General features: G+C 67.6%; 19 protein-coding genes and 2 pseudogenes. 13 read left to right on the forward strand and 8 right to left on the reverse strand.

Annotation, left to right across the window (positions count from 1 at the left end; genetic code table 11):
- Positions 1-799 precede the first annotated feature (799 nt).
- The 8 genes and pseudogenes from ACNPQM_RS30140 to ACNPQM_RS30175 all read left to right on the forward strand — a co-directional run bounded on the left by ACNPQM_RS30140 (position 800) and on the right by ACNPQM_RS30175 (position 6,936).
- On the forward strand, positions 800-1,321 hold the full coding sequence (locus ACNPQM_RS30140) for a hypothetical protein (protein WP_418086431.1): 522 nt from the start codon (positions 800-802) through the stop codon (positions 1,319-1,321).
- Between the two features lie 33 nt (positions 1,322-1,354).
- Positions 1,355-1,603 (forward strand): DUF6233 domain-containing protein, encoded by a 249-nt coding sequence (locus ACNPQM_RS30145; RefSeq protein WP_418086432.1) that lies wholly within the window; start codon positions 1,355-1,357, stop codon positions 1,601-1,603.
- Positions 1,604-1,907: 304 nt separating this feature from the next.
- Complete coding sequence (locus ACNPQM_RS30150) at positions 1,908-3,359, forward strand: hypothetical protein (RefSeq protein WP_418086433.1); 1,452 nt, start codon at positions 1,908-1,910, stop codon at positions 3,357-3,359.
- Positions 3,360-3,606: 247 nt separating this feature from the next.
- Entirely contained in the window at positions 3,607-4,536 is a 930-nt protein-coding gene (locus ACNPQM_RS30155) for an ADP-ribosylglycohydrolase family protein (RefSeq protein ID WP_418086434.1), read from the forward strand.
- 258 nt (positions 4,537-4,794) lie between these two features.
- The gene (locus tag ACNPQM_RS30160; protein WP_418086435.1) at positions 4,795-4,983 is read left to right on the forward strand and encodes a hypothetical protein; all 189 of its coding nucleotides are present in this window, start codon (positions 4,795-4,797) and stop codon (positions 4,981-4,983) included.
- A gap of 582 nt (positions 4,984-5,565) precedes the next feature.
- The gene (locus ACNPQM_RS30165; RefSeq protein ID WP_418086436.1) at positions 5,566-6,084 is read left to right on the forward strand and encodes a hypothetical protein; all 519 of its coding nucleotides are present in this window, start codon (positions 5,566-5,568) and stop codon (positions 6,082-6,084) included.
- A 280-nt stretch (positions 6,085-6,364) separates the two neighbouring features.
- A pseudogene (locus ACNPQM_RS30170) lies at positions 6,365-6,691 on the forward strand (tetratricopeptide repeat protein); the annotation flags it as partial.
- A gap of 8 nt (positions 6,692-6,699) precedes the next feature.
- Positions 6,700-6,936 carry a hypothetical protein gene (locus ACNPQM_RS30175; protein ID WP_418086437.1) on the forward strand — a complete coding sequence of 79 codons (237 nt, stop codon included), beginning with the start codon at positions 6,700-6,702 and terminating at the stop codon, positions 6,934-6,936.
- Positions 6,937-7,114: 178 nt separating this feature from the next.
- On the opposite strand, the gene ACNPQM_RS30180 is transcribed toward ACNPQM_RS30175, so the two are convergent.
- Positions 7,115-7,534 carry a hypothetical protein gene (locus ACNPQM_RS30180; protein WP_418086438.1) on the reverse strand — a complete coding sequence of 140 codons (420 nt, stop codon included), beginning with the start codon at positions 7,532-7,534 and terminating at the stop codon, positions 7,115-7,117.
- Between the two features lie 153 nt (positions 7,535-7,687).
- Complete coding sequence (locus ACNPQM_RS30185) at positions 7,688-8,353, reverse strand: WD40 repeat domain-containing protein (RefSeq protein ID WP_418086439.1); 666 nt, start codon at positions 8,351-8,353, stop codon at positions 7,688-7,690.
- Between the two features lie 372 nt (positions 8,354-8,725).
- Here ACNPQM_RS30185 and ACNPQM_RS30190 point away from each other — a divergent pair, with 372 nt between their 5' ends.
- Positions 8,726-9,001, forward strand: coding sequence for a hypothetical protein (locus ACNPQM_RS30190; protein ID WP_266993128.1), 276 nt, complete (start codon positions 8,726-8,728; stop codon positions 8,999-9,001).
- Between the two features lie 102 nt (positions 9,002-9,103).
- On the opposite strand, the gene ACNPQM_RS30195 is transcribed toward ACNPQM_RS30190, so the two are convergent.
- From ACNPQM_RS30195 to ACNPQM_RS30220, 6 genes are all read right to left on the reverse strand, one after another.
- The gene (locus tag ACNPQM_RS30195; RefSeq protein WP_418086440.1) at positions 9,104-9,310 is read right to left on the reverse strand and encodes a hypothetical protein; all 207 of its coding nucleotides are present in this window, start codon (positions 9,308-9,310) and stop codon (positions 9,104-9,106) included.
- A gap of 290 nt (positions 9,311-9,600) precedes the next feature.
- A complete protein-coding gene (locus ACNPQM_RS30200) occupies positions 9,601-12,864 on the reverse strand; it encodes an NEW3 domain-containing protein (protein WP_418086441.1) in 3,264 nt (1,087 codons plus the stop codon).
- A 289-nt stretch (positions 12,865-13,153) separates the two neighbouring features.
- On the reverse strand, positions 13,154-14,485 hold the full coding sequence (locus ACNPQM_RS30205) for a Gfo/Idh/MocA family protein (RefSeq protein ID WP_418086442.1): 1,332 nt from the start codon (positions 14,483-14,485) through the stop codon (positions 13,154-13,156).
- Positions 14,486-14,579: 94 nt separating this feature from the next.
- Positions 14,580-15,407 (reverse strand): carbohydrate ABC transporter permease, encoded by an 828-nt coding sequence (locus ACNPQM_RS30210; RefSeq protein ID WP_418086458.1) that lies wholly within the window; start codon positions 15,405-15,407, stop codon positions 14,580-14,582.
- The gene (locus tag ACNPQM_RS30215; protein WP_418086443.1) at positions 15,407-16,360 is read right to left on the reverse strand and encodes a carbohydrate ABC transporter permease; all 954 of its coding nucleotides are present in this window, start codon (positions 16,358-16,360) and stop codon (positions 15,407-15,409) included. Before ACNPQM_RS30215 ends, ACNPQM_RS30210 begins: the two co-directional genes overlap by 1 nt.
- A gap of 64 nt (positions 16,361-16,424) precedes the next feature.
- On the reverse strand, positions 16,425-17,720 hold the full coding sequence (locus ACNPQM_RS30220; RefSeq protein ID WP_418086444.1) for an ABC transporter substrate-binding protein: 1,296 nt from the start codon (positions 17,718-17,720) through the stop codon (positions 16,425-16,427).
- A 134-nt stretch (positions 17,721-17,854) separates the two neighbouring features.
- Between ACNPQM_RS30220 and ACNPQM_RS30225 the strand changes: the two genes are divergently transcribed.
- The 4 genes and pseudogenes from ACNPQM_RS30225 (at position 17,855) to ACNPQM_RS30240 (ending at position 22,750) form a co-directional block, all read left to right on the forward strand.
- On the forward strand, positions 17,855-19,018 hold the full coding sequence (locus ACNPQM_RS30225) for an ROK family protein (protein ID WP_418086445.1): 1,164 nt from the start codon (positions 17,855-17,857) through the stop codon (positions 19,016-19,018).
- Between the two features lie 1,077 nt (positions 19,019-20,095).
- Complete coding sequence (locus tag ACNPQM_RS30230; RefSeq protein ID WP_418086446.1) at positions 20,096-22,015, forward strand: alpha-L-fucosidase; 1,920 nt, start codon at positions 20,096-20,098, stop codon at positions 22,013-22,015.
- A 70-nt stretch (positions 22,016-22,085) separates the two neighbouring features.
- A pseudogene (locus ACNPQM_RS30235) lies at positions 22,086-22,256 on the forward strand (IS256 family transposase); the annotation flags it as partial.
- A complete protein-coding gene (locus ACNPQM_RS30240) occupies positions 22,253-22,750 on the forward strand; it encodes an HAD domain-containing protein (RefSeq protein WP_418086447.1) in 498 nt (165 codons plus the stop codon). The pseudogene ACNPQM_RS30235 and the gene ACNPQM_RS30240, both read left to right, overlap by 4 nt.
- Positions 22,751-22,883 lie beyond the last annotated feature (133 nt).

Raw genomic sequence — 22,883 nt, forward strand, 5'->3', positions numbered from 1 at the left:
CGGCCAGTGTTGCTGGTGTTGGCGAAGTCGTACCCGGCACGGCCGGACCGGCCGACCGTCGTGTCGATCGGCTTCCAGTCCTTGCCAACCCGGTATGCCGTCGCGCGCGCCGATATCTCGGCCTCTACCCGACCGTCCGAGAGCTGCCAGTAGCGCGAGTTGGCGGTGCGCTTTCCCGTCAGCTCCTTCACACGCTTGACCTTGGCCGCCTTCTTCCCCTTGGCCAGACGCTGCCGTTGCGGAATATCGGTCTGAGCCGAGTGGCCGGGATTGTCGCCGCCTTCCTCCTCATCGGCGAACCAGCCCTTGACGGTGTCGAACAAGCCGGGACCGTCATCCCCCGACTCGCCTGCTCTAGCGGCGAATGCCGGAGTCTGCAGCAGCGGGCTGCATAGAACCCCAGCCACTACGACGGCCAGTAACCGTCTGGATCGAGAAACCACGAAGAATTCTCCCTGTTCCCATTCGCTGCGCCCCGAATGAGCGCAGCGGAACGAGCCGTCCTGCAGCTACGCGAGACGACCCGTGCGCCAGACCAGGAAGGCCCAATGCACCGCATGGGGCGGCTCGTTGAGTGACCATCCAGGCCGGGCCGCGCGATTCTTAAGGGGGCGTCACACCCGTGTCAAGCAGGAGGCCAAGGCGCCATATCACGTAATATTTGCCATATAGCCTCGCAATTCTCGCGTACTGCGAAGACTGTTCTGATTGCCCCAATTGTGAATGGGGTGGATCCCCCCGTGTCAATCCGGTATAACCAGCTGTCTTTTCATCAGGAGCATCAGGAGAATGGCAGGCCATGACCCCCACCGAACGGACAGCTCAGGAATCCACGAAAGCGGAAGACGCTGCCACGGAGGAGTGTTCCGAGGCGAGCACCCCGGTCGAACGGATGCGCTCGCCCTTCCGCTTGCTTCTACTTGGCGGGGTTGCCCTGCTGGCGATTTCGGCAGTGGCCATCGCCTTGGTCTCGAACTTTGGCGAAAAAAAGAGGAAGGAAGCGAAGGTCCCGGCATACGACGTTACCTACACCGTCACCGGTACCACAAACGTCAGCGTCTCAGTACAGAAGGGTGGCGGGGTGGCCCTTCCCGGCGGCGAAATCTCCCCCTCCAAGCTGCCCTGGACCAAGCACATCGCCATGCCGGCGGATGGTACGCCCCCGACAATGGACATCCTTCTCGGCGAGAAGGGCGGCCATGCCGAGTGCACCCTCATCATTCGCGGCCGTCTTGCCTCCCGCTCCGTGGCTGAGGGCACCTTCGGCCGGGCGACCTGCAGCGCCGAGGCGCCGACCACGGCTCCGTCCACCGCCCCGTGACGCCTGCAGCCTGACTCGCGCCCCCCCTTTGGGGTGTGTGAATACAGTCACACCGGCAGCCAGTCCGGCCACCACGGCGGCCTGCGCCCGCGCGCCTTCCCGGCCTGGGGCATCACCGACGTCGGTATCGGCACTCTGCGGTCCGAGGTCCACCGCGGGGACTGTTTCGCCGCCGGGAAGCAGCTGCGGGCCATCAGCCGGGACCAGGCCCTCGCCGCCCTCGCCGACGGAATTCAGGCCTGCGAGGTGTGTCGGCCGGACCTGGTGCTCGGCGCGCTGTGATCAGTGCCTGGTTGCAGCATGAAAGTTGTGGAACTCCCGATCAGCGTGGCGCTGGCCCGTGCCGTACCGGTACTGCCGGACGGGCCGGGCTGGTGGTACGAGCCGAAATTATGGACAGGGTTTTGTGGTGTCCGGTGTCCGGCCAGTCAGGCTGAGTAAACCCTCCAGTATTGAGACCGTGCACGATCTGGTGTCAGCGGCGGCTGTTACGGTCCGGCCATGACACGCCCCGACCACGTACTTGCTGTCTTGCGCCGGAATCCTGATCTGGTGAGGCTGGCTGCGGGATCCTTTGATTTTGATCTTGACCGGGCCGAGCACGGGGGAAGAGGTCCGTCTGGCGAGCGGAGCGCCGCTGAGGGCCGTGGCGGGTGACGACACCGGTGGAACCTATTTCATATGTGCCGACGGGGCTGTGCTGTACGCGAGCTCCGAGGATGAAGCGGGCCTCATCGGCGCCAGCATGGACGAGGCTCTGGAGATCCTCTTCGGTCTGCCGGGCTGGCACGACTACGCCGAACTCGATCTCGTGGCCGATGACGAAGCGCTGGAGGCGGTGTTCAACCGGACCGAAGACGAGATTCGGGACTCTTACGGCCCTGAGCTGGACGCCGATCGCAGCATGCTGCTCAGCGGGTTGGGTCTGCGCGAGCTCTCCAGGAGGGAGCTGCTGCGCAGGCTCCAGGAGTCCCTTCTGCGGACCGAGCCGGAGTTCCTGCTGGTGAACGCGGACGAAGGCTGCGCGTACGCGTTGCTGGACCGTCTTCGGCGCCCGCCGCTCTGGCAGGCGGTTCTCGCTCCCGGCCGGGCCGATCTGGCCCGGATGAGGGCGGACCGCGACTGCTGGGACGCGATTGCGGGCGATCCGGTACGGCGGGCCACCGTCCTGCGCGCAGCCCAGTACGACCGGCAGCCGGCCGACCTGCAGCTTCTGCGCATACTCCTGCGACAGGAAGTCCGCCGCGGCCCCACCGAAGAACTCCGCCTCGCCGCGGTCCTGGTCGCCCTGCACGGTGAGACGCAGGACCACGCTCTGCTGCGGTCTCTGCGGGAGTCCGACCCCGATTTCTACTTCCTGCTCGGCGGTTTCCCCGATTCCGCACGGGCCCTCACCCAGTGGGCGGCCGACTGGGATGAGTCGAACTACGGCCAGGATCCCCACGACGAATACGACCTCACCTGGACGGCGCTGGCCCGCCGCCAGGGGCAGACCGAGCTGGCCCGCGCCGCGCTCATACGCATCCTCGATGACACAGGCCCGCGTGATGGGGCCCTGCTCGGGTCTCTCGCCAACGAGCTCAAAGCCCTGGGGGATCTCGGGCAGGCGATCCGGGCGCGCAGCCTGCACGCGTCCCTGCAGGACGACGCCGACACGCGCGGCTCGGCCCTGGGCAACCTCGCCTCTTCGCAACGCCGCCACGGCGAGGTGGAGGCAGCCTGGCAGTCCCTTCAACGGGCGGTCACGCTACTTGACGGCCCGCCGCCACTGCCGCCTACCAATCAGCTGGCGCTCGATCTTGATCTAACGAAACCGTCCTGTCAGACCTTCACTTGGCGGGAGCTCGGCCTGGGGGTGAGGGTCACCGAGGAACACTTCCTCATCACACAGGCCGCTGTGCCGCTCGGTCTACACGAGGTGGCCCAGGCAGCACTCCGGTCGGGGATAACCATGCTCGACGGCCTTGCTCACCCCACCGAGAATCTGCGCCAGGCCGCAGAGGCTGCGCAGACGCTTGCAGCACCCCGGCCCGCCTGAGAATCGCCCTCTTCTACGGGTGTCGGCCGGTGGCGGGTCGTCACCTCGCACTGGATGGATCTGGCCACTGCCGGGATGGAGCTGCTCCCGGGGACGGTCCTCGATGGGGTTATGTGACCTGTACCGGTGTCTCAGACCCCGGATGTCTCAGGTGGCGCTGGGGCACGATGCGTTCGCCACCGAAGGTTCGGGAGCCGAAGGAGTAATAGGGCCGCGGCCGTCTGCGCGGCACAGATAGCCTGCGCCAATGAAGGGGATTCAGCGGGCCGCCGGCGTGATCGTCGGCTCAGCGGTGGGTGACGCACTGGGTGGCCCCTTCGAGTTCGGTACCCAGGGAGCGTTCTCCGCGCGGTTTCCCGCGCCTGGTGCCGGTGACGAGATGTGCGGAGGCGGTGGCTGGGATCCCGGCGAGGCGACCGACGACACGCAGATGGCCATCCTGGTCGCGGAGTCGCTGCTGGAGCGGGGCGGCCTGGATCTGCCGGACATCTTCGGCCGCTTCCAGCGGTGGGCAGCGTCAGAACCGAAGGACATCGGCTTGCAGACCGAAGACGTCCTGACCAACGGCATGCCCTGGGACCTCGCCGCCGCGATCCATTTCCAGGTCAACCAGCGAGCAGCGGGAAACGGCTCCTTGATGCGGGCATCGACCTCCGCGGTCCACTTCGCGGCCGCCGGCCAAGAAGCCACCATGGACGCGGCCCGCCGGATCGCTGCCCTCACCCACGGTGACCGTGCGGCCTGGGAAGGCACCGCGATCTTCCACGAACTCATCCGCGTCACGTTTGAGGACACCGACCCCCGCGCCGCGCTCCCGGACATCCTGGCTCATGTCCACCCCGACCACCGCGGCCGTTACGCCACCGTCCTCGCGCCCGACTGGCACCCCGATCAGGCAACCGAGTTCAACGGTGCCGTCTGGCCCTGCCTGGGCTCCGCCGTCTGGGCCCTACGGACCACCGACAGCTTCGAAGACGCGATACGCGCGGCGATCGACCTCGGCGGTGACACGGACACCGTCGCCGCGGTGACCGGAGGCCTCGCGGGGGCGTACTACGGGCTGGATGCAATCCCCGCCCGCTGGACCCAGCCGCTCCATGTCCCCCTCCCAGGATTCGACGGACGGGTGCTGCACCTAGCAGATCTGCTCCACCTTGCACACCGCCTCGGAGGCTGAACCGGGTGCTGCTCCGCACTCTCCACGAACTCCGGCGCTCAACTGCCGCGCACCGGGCGACCAGCCACCCGGGCACGGCAGTTCCGGCACGCGTGCGCGCCGCCGGGGCCGTATCGGTGAATGGGAGCTGCGCAGCCGGCGCACGGGCCGATGTTCCACTCGGCGCACCCGTAGAGGGCCCCGGCTTCCCGGCGTTGCTGAGGAAAGGCCCGCGCGCTGGCCGCCCGGTACCCGGCCTCGTACGCCTGCTGGGATCTGGTGCAGCACCCCGATCCGGCGATCGGCGACACCCGCCCCCTCCCCTACACGCAGCGGCGCGCCCTGCTCCTGGAACTGCTCGCGAAGGTCGGCCCGCCGATCCAGCCTCTTCCAGCGACCGACGACCGGGATGTGGCGGAGCACTGGTACGAGGCACTCCAGGCGCAGGGCCTTGAAGGAGTGTTGTAGCGAGGCCTCGGCATTGACCGTCTGACCATTCGGGGCAGGGTAGGACTCAGCTTGGTCCTTGAGATCGATCGCCCGACGACTCGTGGCCAACCATCCAGCAACGCTACGTAGAGTTCGGTCGTGACCAAAGCAAAGGGGCGGTGGCCCAAGCTCGATCCAGATCAGGGCGTCGAGGACGCGACGCTACTGATTCTGGAATGGCTCGGTGAGCAGGGTGTAGGGGCAATGATCCGGGTCGACGCGGAGCGACTGCGGGAAGGTCGACCGGCCTGGACCTTCGCCGCTGGTGGTGGACCGTTGTCTGGCGGGATGAGAGCCGATGGAGCCTCAGCCGCAGAGTGCATGGGTAGAGCCCTGCTCCAGCTGCGAGAGGCCGGTCTGGCCGTACCTTTCTGAGCCAGGGCCGCTGACTCGCAGCCTTGAACACGTCCCGAACATGGTTGCTCGGACCACATCGGATGGCTCATCGGCGCGGGTCAGCGAAGGCCAGACGAGCCGGAGATCGCCGCTGCGACCGACGCCGGACGGTAGGTCCAGTCCGTGGGTCGACGGGTCCCTTTGCCTGCCTTCTAGGCTGACGCCATGGACAACGGGCTCGCTCACGAGGGAAGCGCCTTCATAAACTTTCGACGCTACATCCCGGATGCGAAGGAGCACGGGTTTCGGTGGGTCGACATCAAGCAGCTCCGTTTCTCTGCGGGGTCCGTGGATGATGGAGGGCTGCTTGCAGCACTGATTGAGCATGAGCAGTTCCGGGATGACTATGCAGGTGGTGGAGTGATGCCGGAGGGACCCCGGCACGGTCCGTATTGGCTGCGGTTGATCACCCCCGACCTCTACGAGCCCGTCAGCCAGGAGAGGGCCGTGCAGATCCTGCGGGAGTGGGTGGATCCGCTCTGGGACGTGCCCACCGAGCTGGAGGCCGTTTTACAGCGGGAGGTGTTCGACCGCCTGGCTGCAGCCGATGGGATCTACTACCTCGGCGAGCTCGGTGATGAGGTGCTTCACGACTGGGGACGTGTACACGACTACTTCCACGAGTTCGTGCTCATCGACCGCTCGGCTGGGCAAATCACCCTCATTGTCGCGGCCGACGACTGAGCCAACCACCAGGGCACCCGCCCCTAGTCACCCATGAACCACAAGTAGCTGCCGGTGTCGCCGCACACGTTTCAAGAAGTTCGGCAAGGTCGAGCAAAACGACAAGAACGCCGCCAAATCCCGCGCATACCCGAACTGCGTCGCCACCGACTTCGCTCGCTGAGCCCGGCTAGACGTGCGGGAAGATGCAGGTGAGGACAAACTCGGCTGACCGCGCTGCCCGAAGTCGTGACCGCACACCAGCTGCGGCTGCAGCTGGAGCGGCGGCTGGTACAACCTCGGCCTCGTGCTCCAGGAACTGCGGCGCTTCGAGGAAGCCCTCAACGCCCAGCAAACCGCCCGCGACCGCCACCAACAGACCAGCGACACCCACGGCGAAGCCACCGCCCGGAACAACCTCGGCCTCGTGCTCCAGAAACTGCAGCGCTACAAAGAAGCCCTCGACGCCCACCGTATCGATCTCACTCATTGCCAGCTGATCGGCGACACCCACGGCGAAGCTGGCGCCTGGAACAACCTCGGCCTCGTGTTCAAGGAACTGCGGCGCTACGAAGAAGGGGGTTCCCCCGGGGAAGTCCCGACAACGGCTGGCCCAGCCCGGCGGTGATCCGCGCCATGCAGAAGGCTGGCGACGCCATGCTGGATGAGCTGGCCCGGTACGAGAGCGACGCGGCGCAGCCTCTGTGTCTCGCTGCAGCAGAGGAGGACCGGCTCATCCGGCTGTGCCATGTCGCCTCCAGCTTCGAGGCGGGCGGCTACAACGCGACGGTGTCCATGGCCGGGAACCTACGGCAGGCGCTCGGGAACGACCCCGACGGGTGTGGTTCCCGCGTCCCGCCGACAGGGACGTGATTGTCATGCGTCGGCTGGTTCCGGTTGAGGCGGCCATACTGTCCATTGGCGCTGGTCGGCGACGAACCGCTCAGCGTGCTCGCGGCGCGGCGGCCTGGCCCACTGGCCCCATCTCCTCCCCGCCTGAGCCGAACCCCGGCCACGGCGCGGCCCGAAATCCCAGCCCCGCGGCCACAAGTCACTCACGGCCCGGTGAACGACTCGAGGGCCACTCACCGGCGAATGCCCTGAGCTGCTCCCGTTGCCGTTCTTCCTCCGCGATGTGGTCGTCGAGTACGGCCTCGTCGAGGTACGGAGCGACGGCGGCGAGGACCAGGCGCTGAAGCTCGGTCGGGTCGAGCGCTTCGACCTCCCACTGCACCGGCCGGCCGGGGTCGAGTCCGTATCGGCGCGCGAGCCCTGCCCAACGCGGGTCACCAGCCTTCCCCGCAGCTGCGGGCAGTTCGTGCTCGCGTACCTGGTCGTGCGTGAGCAGGACACGCTCCACGTGGCTCCAGCAGGCCGTACGGGCCACCCAGTCCCGCTTGATGTCCGCGCCCGAGGCGTCGAAATCGCCGACGTTTCTCCGGCGCGCCGCGAGCGTGCGGTTCGACAACACGCAGCTCAGAAGCGGTCGACACGACCATAGCGGTTGCAACAGGTGTGGTGCATGGAGGAGTCGGGGGGTTCACTCAGACAGTGATCGTTCGTCGCTGAGCACCCGATTGCAAAGCCGGACTGCCGATGGTGGCGTTGGCAGGTCGCGAGCTGTTTAGTCAGTGCTCATGTAGTCCAGCCGCAGCGCGCCGTCGCGAGAACCGGTAGCGAGCACTGCCGTGCCGTCAGGGCGGAGCGCCGCAGTGGCGGCGTATCCGGGATGAGGCAGCGCGAGTTGCTCGCCGGTCAGTGCGTTCCACTGGCGGACGGTGTCGTCGTCGTATGCCACGATCACGCGGGGTGAGCCGGCGACCGGAACGACGGAGGTGGTGTGCGGAAACCGGTCGCCAGTGGGTATGGGCGGACCGAACGCTTTGCCGGTGGCTGCGTCCCACCGGTGGATCGCATGTTCGTCGTCGTGCGCCACCAGGAGCACCCGTCGGTCTGGAAGTCGGCACGAGGAAAGGTTGAAGACGCGGCCATCGGCGCTGACTGGCAGCGGCTCGCCGACGGATTCGCCGGTCTCGGCGTGCCAGCGGCGCACGGTGTCGTCCTCGCCGCCGGTGACCACCAGCGGTGTGCCGTCCGGCAGGTTGAGGGTCGTGAGGGTGATGACGTAGCCGCGGTTGCACTCCCAGGCCGGTCCGTCTGGTTCGCCGGTGGCCGCATCCCAGCGGTGGAGATGGCCGTCGATGCCCGCCCCGAGAAACACTGTCCGCCCGCTCGCGGATATCCCTGTGGTGACCTGCCAGATCGTCGTTGTGTCGTCGACCCGGCCCAAGGACTGTCCCGTTGCAGCGTCCCAGCGGTGCAGTCCGTCCGGGGCCGACGTCGCCAGGATCAGCCGGCCATCCGGCAGGTGCGCGAGGGCGCCGTTGTGCCTACCAGTACTCCTACCGCGACCGCACCACGTACCGCGTCGCGTGGTCGGGCTACAAGTGGACCCGCACCGGCGGCTGGAGCTGGACCCGAACATCACGGACCTACGTCTCCTACTACCGCATCGTCTACACCAGAGGCTGACCCGGACACTGACCGACCCTGAGTAGTGTGGCGCTCCGCGGATCCCTCTGCGGAGCGCCGCATCCGCTTACAGCCTTCGACAAGCTGGTGAAGGCTGGCCCACCCCCGCAGACCCGCACGGGAGACACTTATGCTGTTCGTCATCGCCATCATCGGAATCTCAATACTCGGCTTCACCCTGTGGTACTCGGTGCGCGTCGCCAAAATGCGCGACCTGCCCGCGTGGCGCAGGTTCCTCCCCCTCAGCCTTCTTGTGCTGTCCATCGCAGCCAGCCTGCTGCGAGCCGCCGACATTCCCCAGGTCGCGAACGCTGTCGCCTTCCCCCTGCTCCTGGCCGCGATCGCAGTGTCTCTGATGGAAGTACGGGCCGAGAGCAACCGGCGCACACCAACGGCCACGCCGTAGAAAACCCAAAACGCTTCGGGCACGGGACGGATCCGCCCCATAGTCCCGGCAGTCCCGGCTCGGACACCAGGGAGCAAGCAACCCGCCGATAGGTTCTGAAGTTCATCGACGACGGCGGGCGGCGGGGTCGCGTTCGGCGACGTGCCGGGCGACCGCGTCGACGCCGGGGCGGGCGTACCGCTCCAGGGAGCGGACCGAGGCGTGGCGGGAGCGGGCCAGCAGCATCGGGGTGGAGGTGCCGCCCTCGGCGTCGTGGGTGAGCGCACTGTTTGGAAGCAGCGCTGCCACGTCACCGGCCAGCTCGGGCACCAGGAGGGGTCGATGCCCCCGAGCTGCTCGCGCCGCTCCGACGAGAGCGCGCCTGCCGATGACTCCGCCGGCAGGCCCTCGGCACGCCGCCGTTCGATCTCGGCGGCTTTCCGGGCGGCGGCCCACGACCCTCCCCCGGACCGCGGCCCGGCCACGAATACGTCGCGCTGACCGGGGCGGCGATCCTGGACGAACCGAGCTGCTGCCGCCGACCCGTACGGGGTCGGGGAGCGGTGCGGTGACTGACGCTCCGTTCCGGCTCCCCGGCCCTGCTGAGATTCACTTCATGGTCACGCGACGCCGAGGGCGAAGACGTGCAGTGACGAGTTCTGCGGCAGTTGCACGGCGGCGACGGTCTTGCCCGGCGTCAGCGGCACACTGTTGTAGTAGACGCGGTAGTCGTTTCCGTGGTTGGCCGGTCCGGACGGGGTGTTGCGGTAGGTGGTGGTGATGACCGGTTGGGCGCCGAACTCGGTCGGGTTGTCGGTGATCCAGTTCGGGAAGCCGAGCGTGCCGGTCGAGGTGGTTCCGTCGGTGTAGTGGACGGTGACGGTGCCGGAGGGGTCGCCGACGCCGGATCCGAGGAATGCCACGGATTTGCCGGTGCCGGAGACTGGGATGATCTGGCCGTCGGCGGTGGTGTTGTCCTTGGCTCCGGACGCGGCGTCAGGCCAGGTGAAGTCGGTGTTGTTGTACGTCAGGGTCGCCCCGGCTTTTACGCCGGCCGCCGACAGTGCTTGCGCGGAGTAGCTGTTGCTGTAGCCGTCGAAGTTGCCCGGTGACGGCGTCGAGTCGTCGGTGATGGCCACGTTGTTGAACGTCGCTGCCAGGCTGGTGAAGGCGACCGGCAACTCCAGTGGGACATCGGTACTGCCAGGTCCCTTGGGATAGGACACCGACACCTCACTGGTCTGCGTGCCAGGGGCGGCGTCGGCCGCGATGTTCACGGTCCAGGACACGGTCGCCGTTGCTCTCGGGGCGATCGTGGCGACAGTAGCCTTCGCCGCAGAGGTGGTCCAGCCGGACGGCAGCCCGAGAGTCGCGGTGATCCCGGACATCGGCCTCGTACCGGGATTGGTGACGGTCGCGGTCAACTTGACCGATGCGCCCGGAGTCGCGAAGCCGCTTCCCGCCTTCAGGTCGACCGCCGGAGCGGCGCCCACGGTGCCGGTCGTGAACGTGCCGTGGGCGTCGGCGACTCCAGGACCGCCCTTACCGGTGATGGTGAAGGTGACCTTCTGCGAGGTCTTCGGGATGCCGGTGATGCCGCCGGTGTCGGGGTTGAGCGTCAGGCCGGCGGGCAGCGAGCCGGAGGTGACGGAGTAGCGGACCGTTCCCGGGCTGTTGGTGGCCACCCGCGCCTCGTACAGCTTCCCCGCGGCCAGTGCGGGCAGACCGGTCGTGGTGAAAGCCGGGGTCGGGGCCGTGACGGTCTGCGCGGGACCGACGGGGTTGCCGGAGCCGTCGAGCTGCTGCAGTGACCACTCCTCGCCGGGCTTGACGACGGTGAGGTGCCAGTTGGTGGACTGGTCACGGAAGCGTGCCTTCTGCGCTTCGGTGAAAGCTCCGATGTTGCGTGCCGTCTCCCACTGCTTGATGGTGTCCAGCAGCATCTTGGCGTGGTCGCCACCGTTGGTGAGGCTGCCCACCGTTGACTGGAACCCGGCGCCTGCGTTCAGGCCCGCGCCCCGTGCCAGCTTGTTTTCGACGCTCAGCTGGCTGTCCGAGCCGTGCAGGCTGATCCAGCCCAGCATGCCCGGGAGGAAGTTCTTCTGGTAGAAGGCGTTGTTGATGAACACCTGGTTCATGCTGGTCGAGCCCACTTCGCCCCAACTCGACCTGGTGAGGGCGTCCCACGTGTTGGAGGTCATCCGGCTGGTCTCGGTGACGAAACCGTCCTTCGTCTCGGTCTGCTTGTAGGTGTCGTTCACCAGCTTGGCGATTCCGTACGGGCCCCAGCCGGACTCCGAAGCTCCCTCCAGGCCGTCGTAGGACATGGACATGATCCCGGTGGTGTTCCAGATGGTGGAAAAGCGGGCGGAGATGTCCTTGAGGATGCCGAGTCCGCCGAGCGCACCAGCGTACTCGTTCTGCGGGACGCGGGCGACGGTGTCGCCGCTCGCGTGGGCAGCCGCGGCAGTTCCCCAGCTGTGCCGGTCCACGCCGGTGACCTGGCATTCGTCCCCGACCTGGCTCGCCGCCGAGTAGGTCACGATCTCGCCATCGATCACCAGGGTTCTGCCACGCGGCCCCGAGGTCATCGGTGCGCAGCTGGACAGATAGAGGGTCTTGTCATCCGCGCCCACCGGCCGGGTCAGTGTCGCGCGCAGGCCGAGCGCGATGTCCGGGCTGGTCTTCGGCCTGATGTAGGGGTCATTGGTGCCGATGAAGTTCGAGATGGTGTGCACGCCGAGCCGGACGCCGTTGGCCTTGGCGATGTCGGCCGCTTCCTTGGCGCCGGCGTCGCTGCCGCCCAGGCTGGAGTTGAACTGGTAGTGCCCTGTCGACTGCCACGGCCCGACCGCATTGGGCAGGGAGTAGATGTGGCCGATCCCTGCCGCCTTCGCGAAGCCGGCCGCCGCCGGGATGGTGCCGGTCTTGAGGTCTCCGAGGACGAGGAAGGACTGCGAGCTCGCCTGGGCCGTCTTCTGCCATTGCCCGTTCTGTGTCGGGTACGGCAGGTGCTCTCCGGTCGCGATGTTCGACAGCACGGTCGGGGCCATCTCGGGTGACGCGCCGAACAGCGCGATCTTGGATCCGGCGATCTGTCCTTCCTGGCCGGACAGCGGTCCGACCGGGAGCTGGGAGCCGTTGATGTCCTTCCGCACACGTTCCTTCGTGTAGTCGAAGGTGAAGGCCCGCAGCACCGATCCCCACGGCGTCTTGCCCGCGGCGCTCCACTGCTCGATTGCGTGAGGGAGGGCCACCTGCAGCTTGTCGGGATTGTCCGCGACCTCGCTCTCCCAGCCGAAGTCCTGGTACTCCTGCGGCCAGGCGCCTTCGGTCCGGTCGGTCAGCGGCTTCAGCCCGATGGCGAACTGGTCGTCGCGGACCACGCCCACCGCCTGACCGATGGTCTGGTTGACGGAGGTGGGCAGCGGGCCCCACAGCAGCGTCTGCACATCCGCTCCGGCGGGCCCTTCGACCGTCACCGCCTCGAGCGTGGTGTAGCCGGCCTGGTGCTTCGCCTTCACCACGATCTTGAATCCGGCATCGTTGGTGAAGATCAGGTCACGGCCCGAGCGGGTCACCTTGGTCGGGCGTACCTGTTGGCCGTCGATGACAAGGCTGACCAGCGAGACGGACTTCCCCGGTGCCAGGTAGTCGGTCCCGGTCCGGGAGTCCTTGAGGCTGGTCACGGTGCCGGTGGAGTCCAGGCCGATGGCCAGGTACCCGGCCGAGAGCTTGATCGCGGCCCTGGCCTCGGCCGCCGTCCCGTGGGACGTCGTTTCGGCACTGTTCGCGGCGTCCGCCGGCGCGGTCGCCGCGACGCCGATGGCCAGCGCCAGAGCGCCGGCCCCGATGGCCGTGCTCCATGTCTGCGCGTGTCTCATGTTCTGCTCCTGATTCGCTGTACGCCTGTGCTTGTCGGGGACGTTCGTCCGCCGAGGACGGGGGATGCGGAAGGCTCCTGCCTGCGGAAAACCTGCGTGGACTCGGTTGCGTGGGGCGCGAGTTCGCCGATGACGCGGCGCAGCATGGAGAGCAGGGCCGAGGCGGTGGCCGCTACCGGGGGCACCGTGGCCGCCTCGTCACCTGGTGGCTGAGGGAGGGCCACGGGCGCGTATGGTCGTCGTGGTGCTCACGGCGCGGGCTCGCCCTGGGTGGTGGACCGTCGGGTCGTCATGTGTTTCCTCCTGGCCTCGAAGGGGTGCGGTCGAGCTGCACAACCTGCCCGGTGCGCCGCGCGCGTTCGGCGGCGAAGACGATGCGGTGGCTGTCCAGGCTGGCTTCGATCCCGGAGGCGATGAGTTCGGGCCGGCCGCCGTGCAAGGCGTCGACGAAGGCGTGGAACAGGGCTTCGTCGCCGCCGGCGTGGCCTTCCGCTGCTGAGGAACCGTCCCGGGAGGTGTCGATGACGGTGGCGCGTTCGGTGAGGAAGTCGTAGACCTCGATGTAGCGGCCATCACCAGTCAGTTGACCGCGGGTGCCGAAGATCTTGGTGTGGCGGTTCTCCAGCGGCGTGAACGCGGACAGGGTGAAGGAGGCGGTAGCGCCGCCTTCGAACTCCAGGGACACCACCTGGTGGTCGACCACGTCGTTGTCGCTGCGGTACACGCAGCGTCCGTACGGGCCCTCTGCCAGCGCGGTGGCCACCGCATCCTCGGTCAGCTCCCCGCCGCTCATGACCTTGGTGAAGTACTGCTTGGTTCCCCCGTTGCGCAGTCCGCTCAGGTACACGCGCTTGGCCGAGTAGGCGCACTCGGATTCCACGGGGCAGGTGACGCAGCGGTCGGTGGAACCTTCAGGGGCCGCTTCGAGACGGAAGTGGGACCGGGAGCCGAAGGAAGCAACCCGGCTGACGGGTTGGCCGACGATGTAGGAGATCCAGTCGAGGTCGTGGCAGGACTTGGACATCAGCAGGAACGTGGAGGCGTCCTCCCGCCGCCAGCTGCCGCGGACGAAGGAGTGCGCGAAGTGGTAGTAGCCGACGGGCTCCAGATGCTCCATCGAGACGATGTCCCCGATCGCGCCCTGCGAGAGCACCTCCTTGAGGGCGACGGTGTAGGGGGTGTAGCGCATGACGTGGGCGACGGACAGCGCCGTGCCGTTGCGGTGCGCCGACTCGGCGATCCGTTCGCAGTCCTCCTCGGAGGTGGCCATGGGCTTTTCCAGCAGCAGGTGGTAACCGAGGTCCGCCAGCGCCACGGCGGCCTCCATGTGCTCCGCGTCCTGGATCGCGATGATCGCGGCATCGGCCAGGCGCGGCCGGTGCAGCAGGGCGCGCCAGTCGTCGAAGCAGAGATCGGCCTCGATGCCGTGCCGGGCGGCGACGGCGGTGCGAATCTGCTCTTGAGGCTCGGCGACCGCGACGACCTTCGCCTCTCGCGGGCGCCTGGCGGCCAGTTCGGCGTAAGCGGCGCCCCGTGCGCCGGCGCCGAGCACGGCGATGGTCAGCGGCCGGTCGAGTGGCGTGGCTCGGTCGCCGCCGGCGAAGTCGGTGGACTCGATCATGGGTGGTCACTCCAAGACGGGTGCAGGGGCACAGCGGAAGCGGGCCCCTGCGGCACAGATGTGGAAGGGACGGTGAGCGGCGGGCCGATCGGGCTCACCCCTTGAGGGAGCCACCGGTCAGGCCCTTGACGAAGTGGCGCTGGAACGCCAGGTAGAAGATCAGGACGGGCAGGCTGGCCAGGAACATCAGCGCGAAGAGGGCACCGAAGTCCGACTGGTGCTCGCCAATGGCCCGGTAGATGCCGACGGTGACCGTCGTGCCGTTGGCCGGCCCCAGGATGATCAGCGGATTGAGGAAGTCGTTCCAGACCCATACGCCCAGGAAGATCAGCACAGAGGCCGAAGCGGGGCGCAGCAGCGGGAAGACGACCTGCCAGAAGACGCGCAGGCGTCCGGCGCCGTCCAGGGCCGCGGCCTCCTCCAGCTCCAGGGGGATGGTCTTGACGAAGCCCATGAAGACGAAGACGCCGAACGGCACGTAGTAACCGACGTTGACCAGGACCAGGCCCGGCACGGTGGTCATCAGGCCGAGTTCGCGCAGTACCTCGGTGACCGGTTCCAGGATGACCGCCGGCGGGATCATCAGCCCGCACAGCAGAACCGCGAGTGCGGCCTTGGCCCAGCGGCTGCCGGAGCGCGCCAGGTAGTGGCCGAGCATCGCCGAGACGATGGTGAGGCCGGTGATGGAGATCGCGGTGACTTCCACGCTGTTGATCAGCCCGTACCAGAACAGATGGTCGGGGCGGGAGACCACTTGGTGGACGGAGTCCAGGGTCGGGGGCATCGGCGGGCTCGCCGGATGCGGGGTGATGTCGGCCCCGGGTTTGAAGGCGTTGGTCAGTACCAGGTAGAGCGGCAGGGCGAAGGTGGCCGTGACCAGCAGCGCGGCCAGCGGCCGGAATGCGGAGTTCCTGTCGGTGATCACAGCGATATCTCCCGCCGTTGCAGGACGCGCAGTACGACGGTGGACAGCACGGCGATGATCAGCAGCATCAGGGTGGCCATCGCGGCGCCGTAGCCGATGTGGTTCCCGGTGAACGTGGTCTGCACCACCTCGAAGGCGACCGTCGACGTGGTGCCGTTGCCGGGCCCGCCGTTGGTGAGCACCTGGATCTGGTCGTAGGCCTTGAAGCCGGTGATCAGCAGCATGACGGTGTTGATCGTCAGTGCCGGGGCGAGCATCGGCCAGGTGACGTGGCGGAAGCGCGCCAGGCGGCCGGCGCCGTCGATGGCGGCGGCTTCGTGCAGCTCCTCCGGTACACCCTGGAGGCCGGCGAGATAGACGACCACACAGAACCCGAGCATCTGCCAGGTCATGATGGATGCCACGGAGTACAGGGCGATATCGGGATCCGACAGCCAGCCCGGCGGCTGGTCCACACCGGCGGAGCGCAGCATCGAGTTCAGCAGTCCGTCATCGGTGAGGATCGCCTGCCAGATGACCGACACGACCACCGAGGACAGGACGACCGGGGTGAAGAACACCGAGCGCAGCGCGTTGTAGAGCCGGCCGCGCTTGTCCAGGAGCAGGGCGATGAGCAGTCCGGCGGCGTTGGCGCTGAGGGTGACGAGGGCGGTGATGACGAGGGTGTTCCGCAGCGCCCCGGTGAAGTCGGAGTCGCTGAACAGCTGCTTGTAGTTCTCCAGTCCGACCCAGTTGGTCGGCGGGTTCGCCGGGTGGCGGTTGGTCAGGCTGGTTCCGACCGTCATCGCGATGGGGACCAGTACGAGGGCCAGGTAGACGGCCAGACCCGGGGCCCCGAACGTCAGAAAGTGAAGGGACTTGGGCAGCCAGGAGGCGCGGCGGCGGGGGCTGGGAGCCGCTCCCCGGCCCGCGGCCTCGCGGGCCGGGGAGCGTGCGAGTGTCGTGGTCATGGTGTTGTCTCTTCTGGTGCGCGTGCCGATGGCGGATGTGCTGCCGGGGCATGGACGGCAGGAGCTACCGGGAAGCCTTGGCCCACTGCTCGTCGAGGAACTTGGCGAGGTCGGCGGCGGACTTCTTGCCGTTGATCAGATCGGCGACGCCGGCAGCGGCCTTGTTCGGCAGCCCGGCCGGCATGGAGCCGTCGCCGGTCTCGATCGAGAAGGCGTCGACGATCGCCTTCTTCTTGACCGCGTCCCGGTACAGCTCCTCCGTCGCCGTGTAGACCGGGCCCATGTCGGCAGGCGGGGTGTAGTCCTTGAGCGCGATGATCGAGCCGTCGGTTCTGGCCGAGGTGTCGAGGGACTGCTTGTCCAGCATGAAGGCCAACGCCCACTTCTTGGCCAGCCCCACGTCTGCGGCATCTGAGGACACGCTCATGCCGCCGCCGGTGTAGGCCGGCACCGTCAGCGACCCGTCGTCGGAGGGCCAGGGGAACACACCGACGGGAAAGGACGGCGGCTTGGCGTCCGCCGAGGCGGCGAACCACGAACCCATCGGGTACATCGCGCCCTTGCCGTCACGGAACGCCTGCTCGCTGTCGGCGTAGGAGCGGGACAGCCCTGCGGGGTCGATGTAGCCGTCCTTCGCCAGCCGGGACACCTTCCGTGCCGCGTTGACGAACACCGGATCGGTGAACTTGGCCTTGCCCGCCGACTTCCGCGCCAGCCAGTCCGGCGTCTGCCGGTAGACGTCGGTGCCGACTGTGGCGATCAGCGGGTACATGTCCGCCCAGGTGTCCTGGCCACCGCCACCGACGATCATAGGGTTGATGTGTTTGGCCTTGAGCTTCGCGCTGTCGTCGAGCAGTTCGCGGTAGGTCTTCGGCGGCGCGGTGATCCCGGCGTCGGCGAAGGCCTTCTTGTTGTAGTACACGAACGGCGTGGGCTGCGTGTTGTACGGCAGCTGGTAGATCTTGCCGTTGATCGGGTTCGAGTGCGGTGAGACTAAGTCGGAGAGCTCCTGATCCGTCCACGGCGCCAACTGCCCGGCCTGGGCGAAGCCGTTGGGCGACACAGCGATCATGATGTCGGGCAGCTGGCCGGATGCGGCGAGCTGCTTGGCGTAGCCGGCCCGGTCCACGCTGGGGGCCACCAGCTTCTTGATCTTGACACCCGGGACCTTCGCCGAGGCGCGGGCGATCGCGTCGTCCCAGTACTTCGCGGTCAGGTTCGGCGTCTCGAACGTCAGAAATGTCAGAGTCGCATCCCCGCCGGAGCCCTTGGCCGATCCTCCGCTCGAGCCCGCGGTACAGCCGGTCAGTGTCAGCATCGCCGCGGTGCCTGCGACCGCGAGGCTCATCAATCTGCGCATCTCGCCGCTTCTCTCCATGTTGAATAGATAGCAAGACTTGTTTAATATCTCGGAGCGGGATTCAAGGCGGCCCACGGCAGATTGTCAAGAGGTTCCGCACGGTAGCGTTCCGGTGGAAACGGGAGAGGGTGAAGATGCGCATACGGAGCGGCGACCCGTCCGTGCTGCGGCGGCTCAACCTGGCGGCGATGCTGCGCGCGCTCTACGAGGGCGGCCCGCAGACGGTCACCGAGATCGCCACCGCCACCGGACTGTCCCGGCCGACCTGCGAGGAGGGCGTCAGCGAACTCCTGGTGCAGGGCCGGATCGCCGAAGCCCCGCCGTCGGACCCGGCCAACCGCGCTCCCGGCCGTCCCGCCAAACGCTACGCGTTCAACGCCGCCGCCGGCCGCGTACTGGGCGTGGACATCGGCGCCCACAAGGCCCTGGCGATCACGGCGGACCTGGCCGGACATGTCACCTCGGAGCATCGCGTCCGGCTCGACCCCGATCTGGCCCTGACGGATCGCCTGGCGGCCATCCGTCAGGCGGTCCAGGCGTGTCTGGCCGCTGACTCAGCCCCCGGGGAACCTGATCTGTTCGCAGCCGTGGTGGGCTCCCCCGGCGTGATCGACGCCGAGGGCAGGGTCGTGCTGTGCAACGCCATGCCCGACTGGGCAGGCGTCAACCTGTCCACCGAGTTCGCCCGCGTGCTGGAAGACGTCGGAGTGACAACCGATGGCCCGGTACGCGCCGAGAACGACATGGGCATGGCTGCCCTCGCCGAGCAGTGGCGGGGCGTCGCCAAAGGTGTCGAGGCGGTCGTCTACATTCACGCCGGCCACCGGCTCGGCGCCGGCGTCCTCATCGACGGCAAGCCTTACCGGGGCCATCATGGCGCCGCCGGTGAGATCGGCACGCTCAAGCTCCTGGACTGGGAGAACTCGTACCGCCGCCTGGGGCGCTACACCCCCGCCAGTACCTCGGGCGACTTCGCCATGCGCGTCTTCACCGACGCCCACAACGGCATTCAGGCCGCAGCGGAACTCGTCGATCGCTTCGCCTTCGACCTGGCGACCGGCGTGGCAGCCATGGCCATGACCATCGACCCTGCCCTGGTCGTCGTCGGTGGCGGTATCTCTCGTGCCGGCGAGGCCATCACCGAGCCCGTGCGGCGCCACCTGGCGGACCTGTGCCTGTTCCCGCCCCGCGTCGAAGCCTCGGCGCTCGGCGAGGAGTCCGTCGCCCTCGGCGCCGTACGCGCCGCCCTCCTCCATGTCGAACAGCGGCTGTTCAACCCCGCCTCCGCGGCCGGCTGAACCGGCACAGCGAACCGGTCACGCCATCGCCGACGAGTTTGGCGAGGAAGGCCTCGTGCAGCCGGGGTCATACCCCGGCCCCGGTCCACTCGGCCAGACGGCCCCGGCAGGTCATGCCCGAGCCGAAGCCGAGTTCCTGCGGTTGAGGCCTTCGGCTGCGTGCGACCAGCGCCCACGATCACGTCGTCGCGGTCGACCAGAGGGTGGGCGTCGGCAAGCCAGGGAGGGGCATACATCGGACCAATAAGTGGTCCGTGCAGGAGGAACCCCGGTGGCCGGTAAGCGTATGCCGCCGGAGGAGACGCCGATGAGGCCTGCTTGACGAGGCATCAATGCAACAAGTTGCCCCAAAGCCAGGTAACAGAAGTCTCGTTGGCACCTTGAGTCAACGGCTCGATGGGCATATTCCTCGCGAGCAATCTCTCCGCGTCAGAACTATTGATCCTATGTATGCCGTGACTTATGGTGGCTGCTGCCGACCCCACTGTGAGTGTGTCGCCACCTCCAGCGCGCCGCTCTGCAACACGAAGGAGCCGGACCCATGTGCACGTGTCGATCAACCCGACCTTGAACGCCCTGTACGACGCGCTCACCAAGTAAGGCCAGATCGAATGAGATCTGGCTGGACGGGACCAACTGTGGCCGGACGCCGCCGGCGCTACCACTTCCGTGACGGATCACAGTGATCCGTACGCTGCAGCCGACCGCAGCCGTCAATCCAGAACGGCGGCCCCGACGTGCGAGGGGTCGCTAACGAAAACAGGCTGACCATGCCCGTCTCGGAGTGGGCCACGGTGCCCACCGCTGACGATCCCGCGACCGCGGCGGACTCGGCGCGCAGAGGGGGCCAGTACGTCGGGCATGGTGCGCCGGCAGCCGGCCGAGTGCGGTGGCCGCGTCCAGGCTCCTTCCTGGTTCTGGGACCGGGAGCCAAGCCGGTGTCGCTGGCCGCTCCACAGAACGTGTACCTGAACTCGGTGGGCAAGAACTGCCAATGATCCCTGCCCGCTGATCCCACGCGGCCTCGAGCGGGCCGCGTGTCGTTCCACCCAGCACAGCCCATAGAAGGAGAGTCGCATGTCACACACACCCCTTCCCGCCGGCAGAGCGGACGGGAACGAATCCACAAGGTTCAGCCGCCGCGGGCTGCTGGCGACCATGGCTGCCGTGCCTGTCGCCGTCGCGGCCGGCTCCCCGGCATGGGCGCAGGCCGGCGCCCAGCAGGACGAGGTCGCCCGCGTGGCCGGGCTGGACCCGCAGAACGCCGGAAATGTCCTCGCTTCGCTGCGCTTCGGCATGTTCGTGCACTTCAACCCGTCATCCGTCCTCGGCCGGGAGATCAGCTGGGGGCGCAACGCCTACCGCCCGGGTGAGCCGGGGGGTAATCAGTACCGCGACCCGTCGGTGAAGTCCGACCCGGTCTACGACGTCGCTTACCGCGACTTCCTGCCCGAGCCGGACTGGGCGACCAAGCTCGTTTCCACGGCCAAGGCCGCCGGCATGACCTACCTCGTCTTCACGACCAAGCACCACGACGGATATCCGAACTTCCGCGCGAACAACGTCGGCAAGTCCTTCTACGCCGACTTCCCCGAGACGCCTCTGGGGAAGTCCGGACGCGACCTGACGCGGGAGATCGCGGAGGCGACCCGGAAGGCCGGTCTCAAGCTGGGCTTCTACTACTCCGGGCGCGACTGGACTCAGCCCGACTACCTCAAGGGTGACTACGACGCCTACTACGAGTACATGATGGAACAGCTCCATCAGTTGCTCACGCAGTACGGGAAGGTCGACTTCCTCTGGTACGACCACATGCCCTTCACGCACATGTCAGTATTCCGCCCGCCGCTTCTCAACACGATTCCGCGGAAGCTGCAGCCCGGCATCCTCATCAACAACCGCGGTTACAAGAGCATGGACTTCGAGCCGCTGCCGGACACGTTGGCCGCGGACTACGACACGCCCGAAGGGGTAGTGGGCAAGTTCAACGCGACCCGCCCGTGGGAGTCATGCATCAGCATCACCCCAGGAGGGAAGTGGTCCTGGCATCCGGACGCCACGAAGATCGACTACCCGACGGTGGTCAGGACGATCGCCCAGACCGCCGCTGGTGACGGCAACCTGCTGTTCAACGTACCGCCGACGAAGACCGGCTACCTGGAGGACGACGTCACCGCGACTCTGAAGCAGGTCGGCCAGTGGATGGGCACGTACCGGACCGCAATCGTCGGAACGCGCGGCGGGCCGTACCGCCCGAGCCAGGTGGCTGGGGCGACGTACCGCAACAAGAAGATCTACGTGCACGTCCTCGAGGAGCAGTCGGGATTCAAGCTCCGGCTTCCCTGCCTCAATGCCAAGGTGAGCTCGGCGGTCACCCTCGAAGGTCAGAAGGTGCCGTTCACCGAGGACGCACAAGGCGACGTGCTGCTGAACCTCGACGGGATCACCAAGCCGGGCCCGGACCTCATCGTCAAGCTCACCGTCGACACGCCGATGACCTCCGAGTACGTGACCGGCCGAGCCATCTCGTGGGACATCGTGAAGCCCAGCACTCCGAACCTCGCCAAGGGCAAGTCGGTCAAGCAGCACTCGACCGCGTACGGTGGTGTGCCCGAGCGCGCGGTCGACGGCAACACCAACGGTGTCTATACGGCCGGCAGCGTCACCCACACCGTCGAGGCGTCGAACCAGGCATGGTGGCAGGTCGACCTCGGAGCATCGACCGACATCGGTCAGGTGTGGCTCTACAACCGCACCGACACCCCGTACAACCAGCGGTTGAGTAACTTCTGGGTCATGACTTCCGACAGCGAGTTCACCTCCGGAGACCTGACCGCGTCGCGCACCGCGCCCGGGGTGACGGCGGTACGGATCGCCGGGCCGGCCGGCGACCGACGTACCGTGAAGCTCAACGGCCGCGGCCGCTACGTGCGGATCCAGCTGGAGGCGGACAACACGCCGTTGTCGCTGGCCGAAGTCGAGGTGTACGCCCGCTGAGCCGACGCACCGCGGCCGGCCGGCCGGCCGCGGTGCGCATCGGTGGCTCCTCGTCACTGACCGCCACCTGCGCGGCGCCGGCAGCCCGGCTGCGGCCCTGGCGATGGTGTTCAAGCTCGCCGAGTCCGCCCAGGCTCGCTGGCGCGCGATCACCGCAACCCACCTCGTCGCCCTCGTCCGCACCGGCGCCCGATTCGAACGCGGAGTCCTGATCGAGCGTGAGCACAAGGCTGCGGCATGAGTCGGCGCAAGGAACGCCCGCTGCTGTTGCTGGACGTCGACGGACCTCTCCTGCCGTTCGGCGACGTCCCGCAGCGCGAGCCGTCAAGCACTGCGACAGATTCGCACCTGACGCGGCTCGACCCGCGCCTCGGGCCTCGCCTCGCGGCATTGCCGTGCGAGCTGGTCTGGGCCACCACCTGGGAGGAGGAGGCGAACACTGACATAGCACCCCGACTCGGCCTGCCGCCCCTGCCGCTCGTGCACTGGCCGGAACACTCCGACGCGCATGAACGCGAGGACCAGTGGTACGGACTCCACTGGAAGACCCGAACCCTGGCGGCATGGGCGGACGGACGCCCGTTCGTCTGGGTCGACGACGAGATCACCGACGCCGATCGAGACTGGGTGTCCACCCACCACCCGACCCCGGCCCTCCTCCACCGCATCGCGTCGTCCCGCGACCTCACCAATGAAGACTTCGCAGTCCTCGATCAATGGCTCCAGGCCACTTGAGGCTCCTCGCGGTGATCCACAGGAATTGACGATTGCTCTCACTGGATCACGTCCTGGTCATGAACGAGGCTCACGCCCGACACGTTCTCGCTGACATCCAACGGCACCACAACACGCATCGGCCCCATCGGTC

Source organism: Streptomyces sp. NPDC056231 (assembly GCF_048270745.1).
GTDB lineage: Bacteria > Actinomycetota > Actinomycetes > Streptomycetales > Streptomycetaceae > Streptomyces.

Coding starts and splice junctions, on each gene's coding strand:
- ACNPQM_RS30155 (WP_418086434.1), top strand. CDS start 3,607: ATGAAGGGGATTCAGCGGGCCGCCGGCGTGATCGTCGGCTCAGCGGTG.
- ACNPQM_RS30175 (WP_418086437.1), top strand. CDS start 6,700: ATGCAGAAGGCTGGCGACGCCATGCTGGATGAGCTGGCCCGGTACGAG.
- ACNPQM_RS30165 (WP_418086436.1), top strand. CDS start 5,566: ATGGACAACGGGCTCGCTCACGAGGGAAGCGCCTTCATAAACTTTCGA.
- ACNPQM_RS30215 (WP_418086443.1), bottom strand. CDS start 16,360: ATGACCACGACACTCGCACGCTCCCCGGCCCGCGAGGCCGCGGGCCGG.
- ACNPQM_RS30140 (WP_418086431.1), top strand. CDS start 800: ATGACCCCCACCGAACGGACAGCTCAGGAATCCACGAAAGCGGAAGAC.
- ACNPQM_RS30240 (WP_418086447.1), top strand. CDS start 22,253: ATGAGTCGGCGCAAGGAACGCCCGCTGCTGTTGCTGGACGTCGACGGA.
- ACNPQM_RS30220 (WP_418086444.1), bottom strand. CDS start 17,720: ATGCGCAGATTGATGAGCCTCGCGGTCGCAGGCACCGCGGCGATGCTG.
- ACNPQM_RS30190 (WP_266993128.1), top strand. CDS start 8,726: ATGCTGTTCGTCATCGCCATCATCGGAATCTCAATACTCGGCTTCACC.
- ACNPQM_RS30200 (WP_418086441.1), bottom strand. CDS start 12,864: ATGAGACACGCGCAGACATGGAGCACGGCCATCGGGGCCGGCGCTCTG.
- ACNPQM_RS30205 (WP_418086442.1), bottom strand. CDS start 14,485: ATGATCGAGTCCACCGACTTCGCCGGCGGCGACCGAGCCACGCCACTC.
- ACNPQM_RS30230 (WP_418086446.1), top strand. CDS start 20,096: ATGTCACACACACCCCTTCCCGCCGGCAGAGCGGACGGGAACGAATCC.
- ACNPQM_RS30225 (WP_418086445.1), top strand. CDS start 17,855: ATGCGCATACGGAGCGGCGACCCGTCCGTGCTGCGGCGGCTCAACCTG.